Annotated in this window: 20 protein-coding genes; 15 read left to right on the plus strand and 5 right to left on the minus strand. The window is 60.2% G+C overall.

The window, feature by feature from the left end:
* Window positions 1–143: 143 nt before the first annotated feature.
* The 5 genes from ACYZTY_RS26835 to ACYZTY_RS26855 are packed head-to-tail and all read left to right on the plus strand — an operon-like array spanning window position 144 to window position 5,481.
* Entirely contained in the window at window positions 144–1,499 is a 1,356-nt protein-coding gene (locus ACYZTY_RS26835) for a M16 family metallopeptidase (RefSeq protein ID WP_461956145.1), read from the plus strand.
* Window positions 1,492–2,982 carry a M16 family metallopeptidase gene (locus ACYZTY_RS26840; RefSeq protein ID WP_461956146.1) on the plus strand — a complete coding sequence of 497 codons (1,491 nt, stop codon included), beginning with the start codon at window positions 1,492–1,494 and terminating at the stop codon, window positions 2,980–2,982. The genes ACYZTY_RS26835 and ACYZTY_RS26840 overlap by 8 nt, the downstream gene beginning before the upstream one ends.
* A complete protein-coding gene (gene rsmD, locus ACYZTY_RS26845) occupies window positions 2,982–3,593 on the plus strand; it encodes a 16S rRNA (guanine(966)-N(2))-methyltransferase RsmD (RefSeq protein WP_109635619.1) in 612 nt (203 codons plus the stop codon). Before ACYZTY_RS26840 ends, rsmD begins: the two co-directional genes overlap by 1 nt.
* 55 nt (window positions 3,594–3,648) lie before the next feature.
* A complete protein-coding gene (locus tag ACYZTY_RS26850; protein WP_461956147.1) occupies window positions 3,649–4,647 on the plus strand; it encodes a hydrolase in 999 nt (332 codons plus the stop codon).
* Window positions 4,648–4,650: 3 nt separating this feature from the next.
* Window positions 4,651–5,481, plus strand: a complete 831-nt coding sequence (locus ACYZTY_RS26855; protein ID WP_461956148.1) for an AraC family transcriptional regulator — start codon at window positions 4,651–4,653, stop codon at window positions 5,479–5,481.
* A 127-nt stretch (window positions 5,482–5,608) separates the two neighbouring features.
* Here ACYZTY_RS26855 and ACYZTY_RS26860 read toward each other — a convergent pair whose 3' ends face one another.
* Both ACYZTY_RS26860 and ACYZTY_RS26865 read right to left on the minus strand, forming a co-directional pair.
* Entirely contained in the window at window positions 5,609–6,463 is an 855-nt protein-coding gene (locus ACYZTY_RS26860) for a sulfurtransferase (protein WP_461956149.1), read from the minus strand.
* 33 nt (window positions 6,464–6,496) lie between these two features.
* Window positions 6,497–7,168 (minus strand): TetR/AcrR family transcriptional regulator, encoded by a 672-nt coding sequence (locus ACYZTY_RS26865; RefSeq protein ID WP_461956150.1) that lies wholly within the window; start codon window positions 7,166–7,168, stop codon window positions 6,497–6,499.
* 147 nt (window positions 7,169–7,315) lie between these two features.
* Here ACYZTY_RS26865 and ACYZTY_RS26870 point away from each other — a divergent pair, with 147 nt between their 5' ends.
* From ACYZTY_RS26870 to ACYZTY_RS26890, 5 genes are all read left to right on the plus strand, one after another.
* Window positions 7,316–8,746, plus strand: coding sequence for a coniferyl aldehyde dehydrogenase (locus ACYZTY_RS26870; protein WP_461956151.1), 1,431 nt, complete (start codon window positions 7,316–7,318; stop codon window positions 8,744–8,746).
* 28 nt (window positions 8,747–8,774) lie between these two features.
* A complete protein-coding gene (locus ACYZTY_RS26875) occupies window positions 8,775–9,320 on the plus strand; it encodes a twin-arginine translocation pathway signal protein (RefSeq protein WP_461956152.1) in 546 nt (181 codons plus the stop codon).
* A gap of 168 nt (window positions 9,321–9,488) precedes the next feature.
* A complete protein-coding gene (locus ACYZTY_RS26880) occupies window positions 9,489–11,084 on the plus strand; it encodes a GMC family oxidoreductase (protein WP_461956153.1) in 1,596 nt (531 codons plus the stop codon).
* Window positions 11,085–11,199: 115 nt separating this feature from the next.
* A complete protein-coding gene (coaD, locus tag ACYZTY_RS26885; protein WP_461956154.1) occupies window positions 11,200–11,679 on the plus strand; it encodes a pantetheine-phosphate adenylyltransferase in 480 nt (159 codons plus the stop codon).
* Between the two features lie 102 nt (window positions 11,680–11,781).
* A complete protein-coding gene (locus ACYZTY_RS26890; RefSeq protein WP_048722619.1) occupies window positions 11,782–12,033 on the plus strand; it encodes a YfhL family 4Fe-4S dicluster ferredoxin in 252 nt (83 codons plus the stop codon).
* Between the two features lie 100 nt (window positions 12,034–12,133).
* Here the strand turns inward: ACYZTY_RS26890 and ACYZTY_RS26895 are convergent, their stop codons facing one another.
* Genes ACYZTY_RS26895 through ACYZTY_RS26905 form a run of 3 tightly spaced genes read right to left on the minus strand, consistent with a single transcriptional unit; the run spans window position 12,134 to window position 14,168 of the window.
* Complete coding sequence (locus ACYZTY_RS26895; RefSeq protein ID WP_461956155.1) at window positions 12,134–12,457, minus strand: multidrug transporter; 324 nt, start codon at window positions 12,455–12,457, stop codon at window positions 12,134–12,136.
* Window positions 12,458–12,511: 54 nt separating this feature from the next.
* Window positions 12,512–13,324, minus strand: coding sequence for a bifunctional DNA-formamidopyrimidine glycosylase/DNA-(apurinic or apyrimidinic site) lyase (gene mutM, locus ACYZTY_RS26900; protein WP_461956156.1), 813 nt, complete (start codon window positions 13,322–13,324; stop codon window positions 12,512–12,514).
* A 28-nt stretch (window positions 13,325–13,352) separates the two neighbouring features.
* Window positions 13,353–14,168, minus strand: a complete 816-nt coding sequence (locus tag ACYZTY_RS26905; protein WP_461959403.1) for an HDOD domain-containing protein — start codon at window positions 14,166–14,168, stop codon at window positions 13,353–13,355.
* A gap of 313 nt (window positions 14,169–14,481) precedes the next feature.
* Here ACYZTY_RS26905 and ACYZTY_RS26910 point away from each other — a divergent pair, with 313 nt between their 5' ends.
* The 5 genes from ACYZTY_RS26910 (at window position 14,482) to ilvD (ending at window position 21,445) form a co-directional block, all read left to right on the plus strand.
* Window positions 14,482–15,678, plus strand: coding sequence for a class I SAM-dependent rRNA methyltransferase (locus tag ACYZTY_RS26910; RefSeq protein WP_071490392.1), 1,197 nt, complete (start codon window positions 14,482–14,484; stop codon window positions 15,676–15,678).
* A 427-nt stretch (window positions 15,679–16,105) separates the two neighbouring features.
* On the plus strand, window positions 16,106–17,185 hold the full coding sequence (locus ACYZTY_RS26915) for a SagB family peptide dehydrogenase (protein WP_461956157.1): 1,080 nt from the start codon (window positions 16,106–16,108) through the stop codon (window positions 17,183–17,185).
* The gene (locus ACYZTY_RS26920) at window positions 17,182–18,147 is read left to right on the plus strand and encodes a diiron oxygenase (RefSeq protein WP_461956158.1); all 966 of its coding nucleotides are present in this window, start codon (window positions 17,182–17,184) and stop codon (window positions 18,145–18,147) included. The genes ACYZTY_RS26915 and ACYZTY_RS26920 overlap by 4 nt, the downstream gene beginning before the upstream one ends.
* On the plus strand, window positions 18,140–19,345 hold the full coding sequence (locus ACYZTY_RS26925) for a multidrug effflux MFS transporter (RefSeq protein ID WP_461956159.1): 1,206 nt from the start codon (window positions 18,140–18,142) through the stop codon (window positions 19,343–19,345). Before ACYZTY_RS26920 ends, ACYZTY_RS26925 begins: the two co-directional genes overlap by 8 nt.
* Window positions 19,346–19,603: 258 nt before the next feature.
* Window positions 19,604–21,445, plus strand: a complete 1,842-nt coding sequence (gene ilvD, locus ACYZTY_RS26930) for a dihydroxy-acid dehydratase (protein ID WP_461956160.1) — start codon at window positions 19,604–19,606, stop codon at window positions 21,443–21,445.
* Window positions 21,446–21,538: the final 93 nt, after the last annotated feature.

Here is a 21,538-nt window from a genome sequence, read left to right on the forward strand (position 1 = left end):
AGCTTCCGCAGGTAACCCATGCAACCTTCCGGCCGATCAAAGGCCTGATAGGCGTGGCCGCCAGTAAAACGGATCAGTATCCTAGCACCCTCTCGCCCGCTGACGCTAAGAACAAGCGGGCAGCCCCAAAGGTTTAAAAACGAATGAATGCTTTAGCCCGCCGCGCTGCAGGCCTGCTGCTCAGCACAGTTTGTCTGCCCCTCTCGGCCCTGGCTGCCGATCCACAACCCACCCACGAATTCACTCTGGATAATGGTCTGAAGGTCGTTGTGCGCGAAGACCATCGTGCACCAGTGGTGGTTTCCCAGGTCTGGTACAAGGTCGGCTCCAGCTACGAGACGCCAGGTCAGACCGGTTTGTCCCACGCGCTTGAACACATGATGTTCAAGGGCAGCGAGAAAGTCGGCCCCGGCGAAGCGTCGCTGATCCTGCGCGACCTCGGCGCCGAAGAGAACGCGTTCACCAGCGATGACTTCACGGCGTATTACCAGGTGCTGGCCCGCGATCGCCTCGGCGTGGCCTTCGAACTGGAAGCCGACCGCATGGCCAGCCTGCGCCTGCCGGCCGACGAGTTCGCCCGCGAGATCGAAGTCATTAAAGAAGAACGTCGCCTGCGCACCGACGACAAGCCAATGTCCAAGGCCTACGAACGCTTCAAGGCCATGGCCTTCCCGGCCAGCGGTTACCACACGCCGACCATCGGCTGGATGGCGGACCTGGACCGCATGAAAGTCGAGGAGCTGCGCCACTGGTACCAATCCTGGTACGTGCCGAACAACGCCACATTGGTGGTGGTCGGCGACGTGACCCCGGACGAGGTCAAAACCCTGGCCCAGCGCTATTTCGGCCCGATCGCCAAACGTGATGTGCCGCCGGCGAAAATCCCGCTGGAACTGGCCGAACCCGGCGAGCGCCAGATCACCCTGCACGTGCAGACCCAACTGCCAAGCTTGATGCTGGGCTTCAACGTGCCAAGCATCGCCACCGCCGAAGACAAACGCTCGGTGAACGCCTTGCGCCTGATCTCGGCCCTGCTCGACGGCGGTTACAGCGGACGCATCCCGACGCAACTGGAGCGCGGCGAAGAGCTGGTGTCCGGTGGCTCGTCGAGTTACGACGCCTACACCCGCGGCGACAGCCTGTTCACCTTGTCGGCGACGCCGAACACCCAGAAAAAGAAAACCATGGCGCAGGCCGAAGCCGGCTTGTGGAAGCTGCTCGAACAGCTGAAAACCACCGCACCGTCCGCTGAAGAGCTGGAACGCGTTCGCGCCCAGGTCATCGCCGGCCTGGTCTACGAGCGTGATTCGATCACCAGCCAGGCCACCTCCATCGGCCAGCTGGAAACCGTCGGCCTGTCCTGGAAACTCATGGACACCGAACTCGCTGACCTGGAAAGCGTGACCCCGGAAGATATCCAGAAAGCCGCCAAGCTGTATTTCACCCGCGAACGTCTCAGCGTCGCCCATGTACTGCCACTGGAGACGACTCATGAGTGAGCGTAAGAAACCCCGTCTGGTCCTGATCGGCCTGATCGCTGTCGCGCTGATCGGCTCCGCTGCGTTCTATTTGTCGAAAAGCGAAGACTCCAAGGCCAGCGAGGCCCTCGACAAGGCCAAGGCCAGCCAGAAGCTGCAATCGCTGACCGAACTCGACGGCAAGGCGCCGAGCCACCGCTCACTCGACGTACAGACCTGGAACACCGCCGAAGGCGCCAAAGTGATGTTCGTCGAAGCCCGCGAGCTGCCGATGTTCGACCTGCGCCTGATCTTCGCCGCCGGCAGCAGCCAGGACGGCAACGCGCCCGGTCTCGCCCTGCTGACCAACGCGATGCTCAACGAAGGTGTGGCCGGTAAAGATGTCGGCGCCATTGCTCAGGGCTTCGAAGGCCTGGGCGCAGACTTTGGCAACGGCGCGTTCAAGGACATGGCACTGGCCTCCCTGCGCAGCCTTAGCGCCGCAGACAAGCGCGAGCCCGCACTGAAGCTGTTCTCTGAAGTCGTCGGCAAACCGACCTTCCCCGCCGACTCCTTTGCGCGCATCAAGAACCAGATGCTCGCCGGTTTCGAATACCAGAAGCAGAACCCGGGCAAACTGGCGAGCCTGGAGTTGATGAACCGTTTGTACGGCGATCACCCTTACGCGCATTCCAGTGACGGCACGGCGAAAACCGTCCCGGCGATTACCGTGGCGCAACTCAAGGCGTTCCACGAGAAAGCCTATGCAGCCGGCAACGTGGTGATTGCACTGGTCGGCGACTTGTCCCGCGCCGAAGCCGAAGCGATTGCCGCGCAAGTCTCCAGCGCGCTGCCAAAAGGCCCGGCGCTGGCGAAAATCCCGCAGCCTGAAGAACCAAAAGCCAGCGTCGGCCACATCGAGTTCCCGTCCAAGCAAACCAACCTGATGCTTGCGCAACTGGGCATCGACCGTGACGATCCGGACTACGCCGCACTGTCCATGGGCAACCAGATCCTCGGCGGCGGTGGTTTCGGCACCCGCTTGATGAGCGAAGTGCGCGAGAAGCGTGGCCTGGCGTACGGCGTCTATTCTGGTTTCACCCCGATGCAGGCGCGCGGTCCGTTCATGATCAACCTGCAAACCCGCGCAGAAATGAGCGAAGGCACGCTGAAACTGGTGCAGGATGTTCTCGCCGACTACCTTAAAACCGGCCCGACCCAGAAAGAACTCGACGACGCCAAGCGTGAATTGGCCGGCAGCTTCCCGCTGTCCACGGCCAGCAACGCCGATATCGTCGGCCAGCTCGGCGCCATGGGTTTCTACAACCTGCCGCTGAGTTACCTGAACGACTTCATGCGTGAGTCGCAGAGCCTGACCGTCGAGCAGGTCAAAGCCGCACTGAACAAACACTTGAGCACGGACAAAATGGTCATCGTCAGCGCTGGCCCGACCGTGCCGCAAAAGCCGTTACCGGCCCCAACTGATAAACCTGCCGAGCAGCCGCTCGGGGTTCCGGAGCATTAATGGCCACTCGTCCTAAGAAACCCGTTCACAACGTACACAACGGCGTGAACCAACTGCGCATCATCGGCGGCGAATGGGGCAGCCGGAAGCTGAGCTTCCCGGACGCCCCGGGCCTGCGCCCGACCCCGGACCGGGTGCGTGAGACCCTGTTCAACTGGCTCGCGCCGTACGTTGCCGGGGCCAAAGTGTTTGATCCATTCGCCGGCAGCGGCGCGTTGTTCCTCGAGGCCTTGTCCCGTGGCGCGGCGATGGGACAGGCGCTGGACGCCAGCAACATCGCGGTCGCCAGCATCAAGGAGCATCTCGGCACGCTGCGCTGCACCACCGGCCAGATCCAGACCGCCGATGCCCTGCGCTACCTGGAAACCCAGACAGCGACCGCCTACGACCTGGTGTTCCTCGACCCGCCTTTCAACCAGGACCTGTTGCCGACCGTCTGCACCCTGCTTGAGGAGCGTCAGTGGCTGGCCAATGAGGCCTGGATCTACACTGAAAGCGAAAACGCGCCGTCGAGCCTTGGCTTGCCAGGCAACTGGCGCCTGCACCGGGAGCAGAAATCCGGGCGGGTGTATTACGCGTTGTGGCAACGTATGGCAGAGATCGCCGGTTAATCGACCGGCCTGAAAAGGTGCGCACAGGTTGCGCACCGCTGCATCGAGAGCAATCGTGTCCTTTCCGTCAGAACGCTTCACCCCCGCCTTCGGCCTCGGCAACCCGCATCTGCAAACCTTGTGGGGACCGCTGTGGCGCAAAACCACGCACATCGAACGCGAGCGCGAACGCTTGTGGCTTGAGGATGGCGACTTTCTCGACATGGACTGGCACGGCCCGCACACCGCCGATGCGCCGTTGGTGCTGGTGTTGCACGGGCTGACCGGCTCTTCGAATTCGCCTTACGTGGCCGGAGTGCAAAAGGCGTTCGCTGCCCAGGGTTGGGCCAGCGTCGCGTTGAACTGGCGCGGCTGTTCCGGCGAGCCGAATCTGTTGGCGCGCAGCTACCATTCCGGCGCCAGCGAAGACCTCGCCGAAGCCATCAAACACCTGCGGGCCAAGCGCCCTCTCGCACCGCTGTATGCGGTCGGCTATTCCCTGGGCGGCAATGTCTTGCTCAAGCATCTGGGAGAAACCGGCAGTGACAGCGGCGTGTCAGGCGCGGTGGCGGTGTCGGTGCCGTTTCGTCTCGATCAATGCGCCGATCGCATCGGCCAGGGTTTCTCGAAGGTCTATCAGGCGCATTTCATGCGCGAGATGGTGGCCTACATCAAGAACAAGCAGCGCCAGTTCCAGCATGACGGACGCGAGGATGGACTGGCGGCATTGGCGGCGCTGGGCTCGCTGGAGAACATGCGCACCTTCTGGGATTTCGATGGCCGGATCACGGCGCCGCTCAATGGTTTCGTCGATGCCGAGGATTACTATCGCCGCGCTTCGAGCAGGTATTTCCTGGGCGAGATCCGCACGCCAACCCTGATCATCCAGGCGGCTGACGACCCCTTCGTGTTCCCCCATAGCTTGCCGCAAACGTCGGAATTGTCCGCCTCCACTCAATTCGAGCTGCAAGCCAAGGGCGGGCATGTCGGTTTTGTCGATGGCTCGTTCCGGCAACCGGGTTATTACCTGGAACGACGCATTCCGCAGTGGCTGAGCGCCGTGGGCCGCGGATAAGCCATGGACGCCGATCAGGGCGAGTCGATCCGCTTCTGGCAAACGGCGCCATTGGCTGGCGTCGAGTTATTGTCCGCACGCTACATAGAACACCGTTTCGCGCCCCATGTGCATGACGGTTATGTGATCGGCATGATCATGGCCGGTGCCCAGCGTTATCGCTATCGCGGCGCCGAACACTTGGCCGGCAGCGGCACCCTGGTGTTGATCAACCCCGATGAGCTACACACTGGCCACAAGGGCACAGAGGACGGTTGGCTGTACCGGGCGTTTTATCCGGACAGCGGGCAGATTCTCTCACTGCTGGACGAGCTGGAGCTGCCGACCAACAACCTGCCGGGGTTTGGCGCGACGTTGTATCGCGATCCGGATCTGGTGAAGGGTTTCTGCCAACTGCATCGCTTGCTGGAAAGTCCGTCCACGGCCCTGCAACAGCAAACGGTCTGGCGGGAAATGATGCTGTTGCTGCTGCAACGTCATGCAGCCGTGCCGATCGCCGGCAAACCCGGCAAGGAGCACCGGGCGGTGACGCTGGCCAAGGACGTGCTGCAAACACAATTGGCAGCGCCGCCCTCGCTGGAAGAACTGGCGGCAGCGGTCAACCTGTCACCGTTCCACTTCGCCCGGGTCTTTCGCCGCGCCACGGGCATGCCACCGCACACCTGGTTGATGCAGCAACGCATCGCCCAGGCAAGAGCGCTGTTACAGAACGGTTGTTTGCCGCTGGAAGTTGCGATGCAGCTGGGATTTGCTGACCAGAGTCATCTGAGTCGGCAGTTCAAGCAGGTTTACGGGGTTGGACCGGGGGCGTATCGCAGTGCGCGGTTAGCGTGAATTCTCAAAGACACTCTATTACCCCTGTGGGAGTGAGCCTGCTCGCGATAGCGTAGTGTCAGTCAGCATCAATGTTGACTGACACTACGCTATCGCGAGCAGGCTCACTCCCACAGGGGATTTGTGTTTATTCGCCGGTGGCGATGCCATGTGCTGGATCGTTGATCCACTCGCTCCACGAGCCGGCATACAACGAGCCCAATGGATACCCGGCGAGACACAGCGCGAACAGGTTATGGCAAGCCGTCACGCCGGAACCGCAATACGCCACCAGATCGGTCGGTGCACGATCGCCGAGTTTCGCGGCAAAGCGCTGCTTGAGCTGCTCAGCCGGCAGGAAGCGGCCGTCACTGCCCAGGTTCTCGGTGAAAGCCGCACATTGCGCACCGGGAATGTGCCCGGCAATCGGATCGATCGGTTCGACTTCGCCCTTGAAACGCGGCAACGCACGGGCATCGAGCAAGGTCAGCGCGGGTTGGCCGAGACGTTGTTGAAGCTGTTCGGCGCTCAACAGCAGCGCATTGTCCGGCGTCCCACTGAAGGTGCCGCGCTTGATATCGCACCGATCCAGACTCAGCGGCAGCCCGGCCGCATGCCAGGCCTTGAGCCCGCCATCGAGAATGAACACGCCATCACGCTTGCCCAGCCAGGCCAGCAACCACCAGGCCCGCGCCGCGTAGGCACCGGGACCGTCGTCGTACAAAACCACTTCGCTGTCGGCGTTGATGCCCCAGGCTTGCAGGCGCTCGATCAAGTCTTCAGGTTCAGGCAGTGGATGGCGCCCGGTCACACCTTTAATGACTGTCCCGCTCAAATCACGTTCAAGATCGGCAAAACTCGACCCGGCGATATGCCCTTCGGCATAACTGCGCTGACCGTAGTCCGGGTCTTCGAGGGCAAAACGACAATCCAGAATCACCAGCCCGGGCGCATCCTTTTTCAGGTCCAACGCTTGCGGGCTGATCAGTTGCGCAATGGGCATAACGGGCTCCTGTGATTAAGTCGGTCTTGAATCCTACTGCACTTCTTCAAGGGCCTGGGCCAGCGGCACGTAAAACTCTTCGTACAGCGCGTTGACCGCGTCGCGCGCCTGGTCCGTGACGAAACCGGCCTCAAGCACCAGCACCTGATACACCCCACGTTTAATCGCCTGCTCACTCAGGTGATTGGAGTTTTCCCGCGTGGTGCACAGAAAACGCACCCAGGACGTCAGGATAATCCAGGCATTGAGCGTCAGGGATTCGATCTGGACCTTGTCCATTTGCAGGATACCGGCGTCAACGAAGGCGGCGTAGATGTGGGTGCCATGGATCAGGCAGCGCTGGGAGAAACGCCGATAACGGGCGGCCAGTTCTGGGTCGCTGTCGAGCAAATGCTCAAGATCACGGTGCAAAAACCGGTAGCGCCACATCGCCGCCAGCAGTTCCTGAAGGTAGAAGCGCTTGTCTTCCACCGTGGACGCGCGGCCCTGTGGAGGGCGCAGGAAGCTGTCCACAAGGCTTTCGTACTCACTGAACAGCACGGCGATGATCGCCTGCTTGTTGGGGAAGTGGTAGTACAGGTTGCCCGGAGAAATCTCCATGTGGGCAGCAATGTGGTTGGTGCTGATGCTGCGCTCGCCCTGTTGATTAAACAGCTCCAGGCTGTTCTGCACGATGCGCTCGCTGGTTTTGATCCGAGGGGCCATGGCTTGAGCTTTAATTCAGAGTGCGTTGGCGGGCATCTTACGACCTATCGGCGAGTGGATAAAACACTGCTGCATCAGGATGTCATTTGACTTTATAGAGCATAGACTCTAAAAAGTGCCTCATTACAACAAAAACCGGAGCCGATCATGACCGCCGACATCGCGTACTTGCAGAACCTGCAACAGCCTCTGGACGAGCTCCAGGCCCTGTTTGATGCGCAGCGTGCGGCGTATGCAGCCAACCCGATGCCGCCGGCCGCCCAGCGCCAGCAATGGCTCAAGGCCCTGCGGGATCTGCTGAGCAATGAACGGCAGGTCTTGATCGATGCCATCAGTCAGGACTTCAGTCACCGCAGTGCCGATGAAACCCTGCTCGCCGAGTTGATGCCCAGTCTGCACGGTATTCACTACGCCAGTCAGCACCTCAAAGGCTGGATGAAAGCCTCGCGGCGCAAGGTCGGTATCGCTTTTCAGCCGGCTTCGGCCAAGGTTGTTTACCAACCACTGGGCGTGGTCGGCGTGATCGTGCCGTGGAACTACCCGCTGTATCTGGCCATAGGGCCGTTGGTGGGTGCGTTGTCGGCGGGCAATCGGGTGATGCTCAAACTCAGTGAGTCGACCCCCGCCACCGGTTTGCTGCTCAAAGAGTTGCTGGGTCGGATCTTCCCGCAAGACCTGGTCTGCGTGGTACTGGGCGAAGCCGATATCGGCGTCGCGTTCTCCCGACTGCGTTTCGATCACCTGCTGTTCACCGGCGCCACCAGCATCGGCAAGCACGTGATGCGCGCGGCGGCAGAGAACCTGACGCCGGTGACCCTTGAGCTGGGTGGCAAATCCCCGGCCATCGTTTCCCTCGACGTGCCGCTCAAGGATGCCGCCGAACGCATTGCTTTCGGCAAGACACTCAATGCCGGACAAACCTGTGTGGCCCCGGACTACGTGCTGGTACCGGAAGATCGCGTCGGCGCTTTCGTCGAAGCCTATCGCCAGGCGGTTCGCGGGTTTTATCCGACACTGACCGACAACCCGGACTACACCGCCATCATCAATGACCGGCAACTGGCGCGGCTCAACGGCTACGTCAGCGACGCCACCAGCAAGGGCGCGCTGCTGATTCCGCTGTTCGACCAAGGCCAGGGCCGACGCATGAGCCATAGCGTGCTGCTCAACGTCAGTGACGACATGACCGTGATGCAGGACGAAATCTTCGGCCCGCTGCTGCCGATTGTTCCCTACAAAGATCTAGATGAGGCGTTTGCCTACATCAATCAACGACCTCGTCCGCTGGCGCTGTATTACTTCGGCTACGACAAGCGCGAACAAAATCGCGTACTCCACGAAACCCATTCCGGCGGCGTTTGCCTCAACGACACCTTGCTGCACGTGGCTCAGGACGATATGCCGTTCGGCGGCATCGGCGCTTCGGGCATGGGCCATTACCACGGCCACGAAGGATTCCTGACTTTCAGCAAGGCCAAAGGCGTGCTGATCAAACAACGCTTCAACGCGGCGAAACTGATTTACCCGCCGTACGGAAAATCCATTCAGAAACTGATCCAGAAGTTGTTTATCCGCTAACGATCACACCCTTCGGGTAATAACAATAATGAGCCCAAGCCTGTCCGATACACCCGCGCTGTCACGGCGCGGCCTGCTTAAATTCAGCCTCGGCGCGACTGCGTTTCTGGCCACGGCCGGACTGGGCGCGAGCCTCAGCGGCTGCTCATCGAGTATCCCGGCCAGTGGTTTCGCGATTTTGCGTAGCGGCGACCTGCTGTTTCTGCGGGCATTGGTGCCGGTGATGCTCGAGGGTGCCGTGGCCGTCGAGAAAATGCCGTCGGCCGTCGATGGCACGCTTAAAACCCTGGATAACGACCTGAATCATTTGTCGCCGGAAATGCTCAAGCTGACCCAGCAATTGTTCGACGTGCTGGGAATGGCGGTGACTCGCGGGCCACTGACCGGGATCTGGGGCAGCTGGGAAAACGCCAGTGCCGATGAGATCCGGCATTTTCTCGATCGTTGGGAAAACAGCTCGTTGAGCCTGTTGCGCATGGGGCATAGCTCGTTGCTGCAACTGGTGATGATGGCCTGGTACAGCCGCGCGCAATCGTGGGTGCATTGCGGGTATCCCGGGCCGCCCACCGTTTGAGACCGAGTCGCCACCTTCGCGGGCAAGCCACGCTCCCACAGGATTTGAGGCGGACCACCCTTTTGTGAACAACCCGGAACCTGTAGGAGCGAGGCTTGCCCGCGAAGACGTCAGCCGCCTCACCACCGATCCCAACAATAACAACAATAACAACAAGAGAACCCGAAGATGCCCGTACCCGACCCGTTCCGCGAAGGCATGGCCCGTGGCTGGAAAACCTACAACGGCTCGCAACTGACCCAGGACCTGACCCTCGAAGCGGACGTGGCGATCATCGGCAGCGGCGCGGGCGGCGGGACCACCGCCGAAATCCTCAGCGCCGCCGGCTACAAGGTGTTGCTGATCGAAGAAGGGCCGCTCAAGACCAGCAGCGACTTCAAGATGCTTGAAGACCAGGCCTACACCAGCCTCTATCAGGAAGGCATCGGCCGCATGAGCAAGGACGGCGCGATCACCATCCTCCAGGGCCGCGCGGTGGGCGGCACCACGCTGATCAACTGGACATCAAGCTTTCGCACCCCCGACCCGACGCTCGAACATTGGGCCAAAGAACACGATGTCAAAGGCCATAGCCCGGCTGAGATGGCGCCGTGGTTCGAGAAAATGGAACAACGCCTGGGCGTCGCACCTTGGATGGTGCCGCCTAACGCCAACAACGACGTGATCCGCAAAGGCTGCGACAAACTCGGATATTCCTGGCATGCGATTCCACGCAATGTGCGCGGTTGCTGGAACCTTGGCTATTGCGGCATGGGCTGCCCGACCAACGCCAAGCAATCGATGATGGTCACGACCATTCCCGCGACCCTGGAAAAAGGTGGCGAGCTGCTTTATCTGGCCCGCGCCGAGAAGCTCTCGATCAAGGACGGCAAGGTCACCGGCCTGCAATGTGTGGCAATGGACGACCGTTGCGTCGCGCCGACCGGACGCACGATCACGGTCAAGGCGCGGCATTACGTGCTGGCGGGCGGCGGGATCAACAGCCCGGCGCTGCTCCTGCGTTCGGACGCGCCCGATCCGCACAAACGGCTGGGCAAACGGACGTTCCTGCACTTGGTAAACATGTCTGCCGGACTGTTCGACGAGGTGATCAACCCGTTCTACGGTGCGCCGCAGTCGATCTATTCCGACCACTTCCAATGGCAGGACGGCACTACCGGCAAGATGTCCTACAAACTGGAGGTGCCGCCGCTGCACCCGGCGCTCGCCTCCACCCTGCTCGGCGGTTTCGGCAAGGAAAACGCCGCGCACATGGAAAACCTGCCCCACACCCACGCGATGCTGGCGTTGTTGCGGGACGGTTTCCACCCGGACAGCCCGGGTGGCAGCGTCGAATTACGCGGCGACAACACGCCGGTGCTCGACTACCAGGTTTCACCCTATGCCTGGGACGGCTTGCGCCGGGCCTTCCACAGCATGGCCGAAATCCAGTTTGCCGGTGGCGCCAACGCGGTCATGCCGATGCACGCCGACGCGCGTTATGTGAAAACCCTGGCCGAAGCGCGCACGTTGATCGACGGTTTGAGCCTTGAGCTGTACCGCACCCGCTTGGGTAGCGCTCATGTGATGGGCGGTTGCGCCATGGGTGAAGACCCGAAAAACGCCGTGACCGACAGCCTTGGCCGGCATCACCAGATCAGCAATCTGTCGATCCACGACGGCTCGCTGTTCCCCACCAGCATTGGCGCAAACCCGCAATTGTCGGTCTACGGGTTGACGGCGCAACTGGCAACTTCCCTCGCCGAACGTTTGAAAAACCCATGAAAACGGAGAATATCCCAATCGTCTATAGTGCTTTCTTACCCAACAGGCGACTTGGCCGACCGGGAAGGCTGCGATACCATCCGACTCCCCAACGGACTCCCGCCAGGACGACGCGATGAACCGAGTGTTGTACCCAGGTACCTTCGACCCTATTACCAAGGGCCATGGCGACTTGGTCGAACGCGCCGCGCGCCTGTTCGATCATGTGATCATCGCCGTCGCTGCCAGCCCGAAGAAAAACCCGTTGTTTCCTCTGGAACAACGTGTGGAGCTGGCCCGCGAGGTCACTAAACATCTGCCGAACGTTGAAGTCGTCGGCTTCGCGACGCTGTTGGCGCACTTTGCCAAAGAGAAGAACGCCAACGTGTTCCTCCGTGGTTTGCGCGCGGTGTCGGACTTCGAATACGAATTCCAGCTGGCCAACATGAACCGACAATTGGCTCCGGATGTGGAAAGTCTGTTTCTTACACCGTCCGAGCGTTATTCGTTCATTTCCTCGACGCTGGTTCGTGAAATCGCAGCGTTGGGCGGCGATATCACCAAGTTCGTCCACCCTGTGGTGGCGGACGCCCTCACCGAACGCTTCAAGAAGTAACGACCGCTCAAGCGGCGCCCGCGTGCACTGCGGGCGCCAATGCGGCACAATTGCGCGCATTGGTTTATTGCGCCCGGGCCTCGCGCCCCGGCTGGAGTTAGCATGTCCCTGATCATCACCGACGATTGCATCAATTGCGACGTCTGCGAACCCGAGTGCCCGAACGCCGCCATTTCCCAAGGCGAAGAGATCTACGTGATCGACCCGAACCTGTGCACACAGTGTGTCGGCCACTACGACGAACCTCAGTGCCAGCAGGTTTGCCCGGTGGATTGCATTCCGCTGGATGAAGCGCATCCGGAGACTGAAGAGCAGTTGATGGCGAAGTATCGGGTGATTACCGGGAAGGCTTGATTGTTTGGCGTCTGTGAGGACGCCTTCGCGGGCAAGCCTCGCTCCTACAGGTTTACACGATCCTGTAGGAGCGAGGCTTGCCCGCGAAGCTTTGAAGGCTTCACTCCCGCTGCTCAAACCCCTCCCCGATACACCCCAGACACCGCACAAACGCTGCTCTCGCCGGATCAACCACCAGCGCCTGCCCCGCATCGCCAATACCGCCACCCAACGCGGTAAACGGCAACGACACCACAAACGCCCCGGCACCGATCACCGTCGCCACGACCAACAAGGGTCGGGCAATCAGCAAGTCGCCGAGCATGGCGTAGGCCGGGGGGTTCTGGATGGTGTAGCGCGGATCACCGCTGCCGCTGTTTGCCGCCAGCGCAGGCGCACCGACGCTCAGCATCAGCGCAACAACAAGGGTTCGAAACGAATTCATGGCGCGGTCCTTCGGCTAGGCAGTCAGAACACTGACTATAGACCGTAGGACGTATCAGCTCTGACAGCGTGGGCAAAAGACGCTGGCGCGCTGGCCCAGTTTCACGTCCCGCAACTCGGTGCCACAGACTTTGCACGGTTGACTGCCACGTCCGTAGACGAACAATTCCTGCTGGAAATAACCCGGCTGACCGTCGCCGCCGATAAAGTCCCGCAGCGTAGTACCGCCACGCTCGATGGCGGCGGCCAGAATGCGCTTGATCTCGATCGCCAGCTTCAAATAGCGCGCTCGGGAAATGCTCTTGGCTTCACGACGCGGGTCAATACCGGCGGCGAACAAGGCTTCGGTCGCGTAGATGTTGCCGACGCCGACCACCACCGCGTTATCCATGATGAACGGTTTGACCGCCATGGATCGTCCCCGGGATTGCTGGAACAAACGGTCGCCATCAAACAGGTCGGTCAACGGCTCCGGCCCCAGACGAATCAGCAGTTCGTGGTTAAGCGGATCGAGACTCCAGAGCATCGCGCCAAACCGGCGGGGGTCGGTATAACGCAGGGCCAGGCCGGATTCCAGTTCGATGTCCACATGCTCGTGTTTGGCCGCCGGCATGCCAACTTCCACCAAGCGCAGATTGCCCGACATGCCCAAATGGCTGATCAACGTGCCGACTTCGGCGTTGATCAACAGGTATTTGGCGCGCCGTTCCACCAGCACAATGCGCTGGCCGGACAGTCGCACATCGAGGTCTTCAGGAATCGGCCAGCGCAAGCGCCGCTCACGGACGATCACCCGGCTGACGCGCTGGCCTTCCAGGTGCGGCGCAATCCCGCGGCGAGTGGTTTCGACTTCTGGCAGTTCAGGCATGGTGTACTCGAATCAGGCTGTCCGGTGCTCAGCGGTGAGCGCCGAGGTCTCGGATCGTTTGCTTGAGGGACTCGAAGTCGTAGTCCGAGAGGCCGACATAATCGAGCACCAGATGCCCGATGCTGTTCCATTCATGGTCTTCGGTCTGATTACCCAGCACCCGATAAGACGCACAAATGTGCTCGGCCATTTTCAGGATCGCCAGCAGGTTCTTGAGCTGAGCGTTGCGCGAAGACTCGTCGCTGAAGATCGCCAGGGCATTGTGGTGATTGGCGATTGCGGCGGTCACATGCTCCGGCAGGCGCCAGGACTTGGCCGTGTAATAACCGACCACCGCGTGGTTGGTGTTGAACACCCGGTTCTCGGTGTCGACCACCCGGCATTCGGCACCGGCTTTGGCGTAGGCCTCTTCCAGGACGGTCATGTAATTGGGGAAGCGCTGCAACATCAACGGCACGCCGCAGTCATGGAACAGCCCCAGCGCGTACGCTTCATCGCCGGCCTGGGCGCCGATGCGCTTGGCCAGCGTCAGGCAGGTCATCGCCACGTCCTGAGCCGTATCCCAGAAACGGTTCAGGGTGACGATGGTGTCATCGTTCATCTCGCCCTTGATCGACTGCGCATTGATCAGGTTGACGATCGAACGGCTGCCCAGCAGGTTCACCGCACGCTGGATCGAGGCGATCTTGTTGCTCAGGCCGTAATACGGCGAGTTGACGATCTTCAGCAAGGCGCCAGAGAGCCCCGGGTCCTGGGAGATCAGCTTCGCAATCACTTCCAGATCCGGGTCGGGCATGTACTGCTCCATCTGCAAATCCACCATGATTTGCGGCTGAGCAGGCACGCTGATGCCTTGCAGGGACTGTTGAATCTGTTCGGAAGTCAGCTCTTGGGACATAAGTACACACTCTGGGCCAGGGGCGATTCTAACCTTTATAAAGTTGGATCCGACACACCGGCCTGCACATCGGCCAAAGTTTCATTTCTGCATAGCAATCGAAATCGCTTTCGCGGGCAAGCCTCGCTCCTACAAAAGCACCCTATGCCCTGTAGGAGCGAGGCTTGCCCGCGAAGGCGTCATCAGCGTTTCATCGCCCACCCGGCCCGCCCCAACCCTCAACACGCTATACTCCCGCTCTTTTTTCCGGAGCGACGTCATGTCCCTGCCTAGCCTGCGCCTCAAAGCCAACGCCGACCGTCGCCTGCGAAACGGCCACTTGTGGGTCTACAGCAACGAAATCGATGTAGCCGCCACCCCGTTGCACGGCTTTCAGGCCGGCGATCAGGCGATCCTCGAAGCCGCCGGCGGCAAGACGCTGGGCATCGTGGCCATGAGCCCGAACAACCTGATCTGCGCCCGCCTGCTGTCGCGCGACATCAAGTTGCCGCTGGACAAGTCGCTGCTGGTCCATCGCCTGAACGTTGCGCTGTCCCTGCGCGATCGCCTGTTCGACAAGCCGTTCTATCGCCTCGTCTACGGCGACTCCGACCTTTTGCCAGGTCTGGTGGTCGACCGTTTCGGCGACATCCTGGTGGTGCAGATCGCTTCGGCGACCATGGAAGCCCATAAAGAAGACGTGATCGCGGCGTTGACCCAAGTGCTCAAGCCAAGCGGCATCCTGTTCAAGAATGACTCCGCTGCCCGTGATGCCGAAGGCCTCAACCGCTACGTCGAAACCGTGTTCGGGCTGGTGCCGGAGTGGGTCGCGCTGGAAGAGAACGGCGTGAAATTCGAAGCACCGGTCATCCAGGGTCAGAAAACCGGCTGGTTCTACGACCACCGCATGAACCGCGCGCGCCTGGCCCCTTATGCCAAAGGCAAACGCGTGCTGGACCTGTACAGCTACATCGGCGGCTGGGGCGTGCAAGCGGCCGCGTTCGGCGCCAGTGAAGTGTTCTGCGTCGACGCTTCGGCCTTCGCCCTCGACGGCGTCGAGCGCAACGCCGCGCTGAACGGTGTCGCCGAGAAAATGACCTGCATCGAAGGCGACGTGTTCGAAGCCCTCAAAGAGCTGAAAGCCAGCGAAGAACGCTTCGACGTGATCGTTGCCGATCCGCCCGCCTTCATCAAACGCAAGAAAGACATGAAGAACGGTGAAGGCGCCTACCGTCGCCTGAACGAGCAAGCCATGCGCCTGCTCAGCAAGGACGGCATCCTGGTCAGCGCATCGTGCTCGATGCACCTGCCGGAAGACGATCTGCAGAACATCCTGCTGACCAGCGCACGTCACCTGGACCGCAACATCCAGATGCTCGAGCGTGGCGGTCAAGGTCCGGATCACCCGGTCCACCCGGCCATCGCCGAAACCCGCTACATCAAGAGCATCACCTGCCGGTTGCTGCCAAACAGCTGATGACGCCGGTTTGACGGGGAGCCAGCCGGCTCCCCGTTTTATTATCTGTTATTGCCCCCCTATCAAACTTCCTACACTTGCAATCCTACGAACTTGCAGGACGTTTCTCTGCGTCTTGAACTTTAAAGAATACGACTGACAAAACTTATTCACACCCAAGATCGTTCCGACAAAATTTCTGGAAGATTCCTACCCAATATCGCCTTGATAAGCGCTCATTACGCTCTATGATTGAAAGTGTCACAACGAAGTGACACTCACTTTCAATTACAAGGAGTTCCAAAATGAAAGCAATTACTCTGGAAGCTAACAGCATCGCCAACCTGGCTTTTCTGGTTGCCCCTAAAGCCCGCTAAGTAAATGAGGCGCTGGGGAGTGCCGGCTACCCAGCGTTTTCTATGGCATTGCCCAGAGCGAACCGCCCATCATGCAGATCAGCCCTCATTTATTCATACTTCCTCGTACGCCCGGTCAAATAGTCTGGGACTACAAGAACCACAAGCAGTTTGAACTGAACCTGAAGTATTCCACTCGACTGGCCGAACTCATCGACAATCCCGAAAAGTTCAACCTCAGCAATACAATTGACACTCAGCTACTCAACGCCGGAATACTGACAACATCAACAGCAGATACTATTGAATGGGGTTGGGACGAACTATCGAAGATATATCATATCGGCACCAAGAACATTCCTTGCGAACATATCCCACAAGACATTAATGAATGGTCAAGACAATACCTCGATCATTGCACCGACGTGCTGAGCACACCTTCGCCGAAACCCAGGCGTTCGGAACGACTGGGAGGCGAGCTGATTGCCCTGCCGAAACCTTCCTGCCTGCCGGAGGGCTCCCTGGCAAACGCCTTGGTCAATCGGAAAACCTGCCGCACCTTCACGGGTGAAGCCGTTTCCCTCGAAGCGGTGAGTACATTGCTGTACCTGTCCCTCGGCTATCTGCATGAGCGCGAAAACGACGTCGACGAAAGCATTGTCGAAGGCCTCGGCGCCCGACGAAGCAGCCCGTCCGGTGGAGGGCTGAATGCCTGCGAAGGTTTTCTGCTGGTGCAAAACGTCAGCGGCCTGCAACCCGGTCTCTACGCCTACCACCCTATCGGGCACGCACTGAGTTTCGTTAATCCGCTGCCTCGTCAGCCTTTGGGGCAACTGATGTGCGGGCAACATTTCATCAATAACCTGCCCGCAGGCCTGTTCATCACCAGTCGATTCGACAAGCTGTGGTGGAAATATGAGCACTCGCGGGCCTACCGAATGGCCTACGTCGAGGCCGGCCATATTTCTCAGACCTTTCAACTGGCGGCCACTTCGCTGGGATTGAACACCTGGCTGACCGGTGCCTTGACGGATGATCAGGTCGAAGCGTTGCTGGGACTTGAGGACAGTGCAGAACAACCGTTGTTTTTTGTCGGCTGCGGCCAGAGCGACGGGCAAGTGATGTGCAAGGAGTTGAAAGCGCTGTTGAGCAATCGGGGGCAGGAACAATGACAGAGCCCCTCATCGACCCTGCCTCTTGGGCCAATCGCTTTACCCTTGGAGACTGGAATACCCGAGCCTCGGTGCGCATCAGCGAACACGCCTATCAATTGCCCTCGGACCTGGAACAGCAACTGGAAACCCGCCACTGGTTTCCACCGGCCTTTCTGCCTTACCTGAATCACCCGGCGGTCAAAGCAGCAGGCAGAGGGGTCATTCATCGCCTGACCGCCAACCATTTGGTGCATTTCCTTGACTACACCACCCTGCTCGAACACCGCATCGTCAACCGATCCGTGGAAACCATCGTTCACAATGAACTGGGGGTCTCCATCCCCCAACGGATGAAAACGGCCGCGCTGCAGCTCTACACCGATGAGGCTTATCACGCGCTGTTCTCCAATAGCCTCGCCGAGCAGATTGCTGACATTTACGGCATGACTGATCGCCCGGTCATGCCCCAGCGGATAGCCCGGCTGAACGCCCTTCTCGACCGCACACCGGACAGGCACAAAGCACTGGCGTGGTTTCTCGTCGGCTTCGTCTCGGAAACGATTATCGCCAAGGAACTGCTCGACGTTTGCCGCGACACGTTGGTCAGCAGCGTTCAGGAAATGCTCAGGGACCACCTCGCCGACGAGGCGCGACACAGTCGCTACTTTTGCGAAGTGTTCCATTATCTGTGGCTGCAACTGAGCTGCGGCCAACGCACGTTCACCGCCAGGTTGCTCCTGGAAATCCTGCTGATCTTCTTTGAAGTCGATGAACGCTGGCTTGGCGAAAGCCTGCGTAGCGCCGGCCTGGGTGAAACGCCTGTGGCGCAAATCCTTTGTGATCTGACCGGCGCGCAAGCACAACGCCTGCGTACCCGATCAGGTGCTGGTGCCACGCTCAACGCAATGAAAAAGGCGGGGTTCTTCGACCTGCCTGCCAATCGGCAACTCTTCTCCAGGGCGGGGCTTCTCGATGAATGAAGAAAGCGATGCAGTCGGCGGCAAAAAACGTAGGGGCGCGGTGACTCTATTGATGACGATGGTGATGCTCGGTGTTTTTCCCCTCGATGTTCTGCTGCCTTCCTTCCCGGCCCTGGCCGAACACTTCCAGACCACGCCAGCCGACATCGCGTTCTCGATCAGCCTGTTTGCCATCGGCATTTCCCTTTCTCAACTGCTGATCGGGCCGCTGTCGGATGCCATCGGGCGCAAGGGTTTGTTGCTCGCAGGAATGGCTGTCTCGATTATCGGCGCAACAGGGTGTGTCCTGTCGACCGAGTACGCCTGGTTCCTGATATTCCGGGTGATCCAGGCCATCGGCTGCGGCTGCTTTGTGCTCTCACAGGCGCTGGTTCAAGACCTGTTCAGCGGCAAGGAGCGCGATCAATTGCGGATCATGATGGTCACCGCCAGCGGAGTCTTCATTTCGGTTTCGCCACTGGCGGGCACTTTGCTGCAAGAGGCCATGGACTGGCCCGGAAGCTTCATAGCCTTTATCGCTTTGGCCACTGCGGTGTTCCTGAAGGCCTGTTTCTTTCTGGAAAACCTGCGTCCCGTGCCGGCTCCGCGCCAAAGCATCATCCAGTCGTATCGCAAGATCTGTCTCGATGCAGGTTTCCTCGGCTATTGGCTGATCGCCGCCATTGCCTTCACCTGCCACTTTTCCTTCATCGTCATCTCGCCATTGATCTTCATGGAACAGTTGCAGCTTTCGCCTTATGAATTTTCCCTGACCCTGTTGCTTTACGGTGCGGCCTACCTCGTCGGAGGGGTCGTCGCTCGCGTCCTCGCCAACCGGGTAGCGCCCGACACTCAGATCATCGCAGGGCTGGGCCTGATCTTTATTTCGGGGCTGGTGATGCTGTTGCTCTCCACCCTGGTGGGGCTTTCGATCCTGACGGTGCTGGTCCCGATGATCATCTGCACCGCCGGCACCACCATCGCTCGCCCGGTGGCCACGTCCAAAGCCATGGACGTATTCCCGGACAACTCCGGCACTGCTGCCTCGGCGGGCAATACCTTGGTGTTTACCTTCGGTGGGCTGATCAGCGCCCTCATCAACTTGAGCGGGAGTCATCTGCAAACGACTCTTGGATTGAGTTTCCTGATATTGAGCACCCTCGGCGTCGGCATCAGTGCCCTGATTACCCGCCGGCATCAGGCACTGAGTAGCGGGTGAAACCTGCCAGTCGTCATCCCGCACGTTGTGTCAGCGCTGGATCAACGCTTCCCGGCATTCCCTCCTGACGCCAGCCGTGTAGAATCGCGGCATTCATCGCCAGTCATCCCCCGGCGGGTTTATGAGCTCAAGCTGAAGCGCGCGGCGATCCCGCAAAGTTATCGGCAACTTCCGGACACACGGCCATTTCTGGGTGTTCCAGACGTCAATAGAAGCTCACTTCCCTTTTGATACCTGATTAGCCGCCCGGAGTGCTTCATGCCTGATTACCGCTCGAAAACGTCCACCCATGGCCGCAACATGGCCGGCGCCCGCGCACTGTGGCGCGCCACGGGGATGAAAGATGACGACTTCAAAAAGCCGATCATCGCCATTGCCAACTCGTTCACCCAATTCGTACCGGGCCATGTCCACCTCAAGGACCTCGGCCAGCTGGTCGCCCGCGAAATCGAACGCGCCGGTGGTGTAGCGAAAGAATTCAACACCATCGCCGTGGATGACGGCATCGCCATGGGCCACGACGGCATGCTCTATTCGCTGCCGAGCCGCGAGATCATCGCCGACTCCGTCGAATACATGGTCAACGCCCACTGCGCCGACGCCATCGTCTGCATCTCCAACTGCGACAAGATCACCCCTGGCATGCTGATGGCTGCCCTGCGCCTGAACATTCCGGTGATCTTCGTTTCCGGCGGCCCGATGGAAGCCGGCAAGACCAAACTGGCCAGCCACGGTCTCGACCTCGTCGACGCCATGGTGATCGCCGCCGACTCCAGCGCTTCTGACGAGAAAGTTGCCGAGTACGAGCGCAGCGCCTGCCCGACGTGCGGCTCGTGCTCCGGCATGTTCACCGCCAACTCGATGAACTGCCTGGTTGAAGCCCTGGGCCTGGCCTTGCCGGGCAACGGTTCGACCCTGGCCACCCACAGCGATCGCGAACAGCTGTTCCTGCAGGCCGGCCGCACCATCGTCGAGCTGTGCAAGCGCTACTACCACGACAACGACGAGTCGGTCCTGCCGCGCAACATCGCCAACTTCAAGGCGTTCGAAAACGCCATGACGCTGGACATCGCCATGGGCGGTTCCACCAACACCATCCTGCACTTGCTGGCCGCCGCCCAGGAAGCCGAGATCGATTTCGACCTGCGCGACATCGACCGCCTCTCCCGCCACGTGCCGCAACTGTGCAAAGTCGCGCCGAACATCCAGAAGTACCACATGGAAGACGTGCACCGTGCCGGCGGGATCTTCAGCATCCTCGGTTCCCTGGCCCGTGGCGGTCTGCTGCACACCGATCTGCCGACGGTGCACAGCAAGACCCTGGCCGAAGGCATCGCCAAGTGGGACATCACCCAGACCGACGACGAAGCGGTGCATCACTTCTTCAAGGCCGGTCCTGCGGGCATCCCGACGCAGACCGCGTTCAGCCAGTCGACCCGCTATGAAACCCTGGACGATGACCGTGAGAACGGCTGCATCCGCAGTGTCGAGCACGCTTATTCGAAAGAAGGCGGCCTGGCCGTTCTCTACGGCAACATTGCGCTGGACGGCTGCGTGGTAAAAACCGCAGGCGTCGACGAGTCGATCCACGTCTTCGAAGGCAACGCGAAGATCTTCGAAAGCCAGGACAGCGCCGTACGCGGCATCCTCGCGGACGAAGTGAAGGCCGGCGACATCGTGATCATCCGTTACGAAGGCCCGAAAGGCGGCCCGGGCATGCAGGAAATGCTCTATCCGACGTCGTACCTGAAATCCAAAGGCCTGGGCAAAGCCTGCGCCCTGCTCACCGACGGTCGCTTCTCCGGCGGCACCTCGGGCCTGTCCATCGGCCACGCCTCGCCAGAAGCGGCTGCGGGCGGCGCGATTGGTCTGGTGCAGGACGGCGACAAGGTGCTGATCGACATTCCGAACCGCTCGATCAACCTGTTGATCAGCGACGAAGAAATGGCTGGGCGCCGTGCCGAGCAGGATCAGAAAGGCTGGAAACCTGTGGAAAAACGTCCACGTAAAGTGACCACCGCACTGAAAGCCTACGCTCTGTTGGCAACCAGCGCCGACAAGGGTGCGGTGCGTAACAAGGCGATGCTTGACGGGCTGTAAGGCTTAACCGTCGAACAAAAAAATACCCCGCCATGTGCGGGGTATTTTTTTGCCTGATCGTTCCCACGCTCTGCGTGGGAACGAACATCACAG

The organism is Pseudomonas sp. LB1P83 (assembly GCF_054897885.1).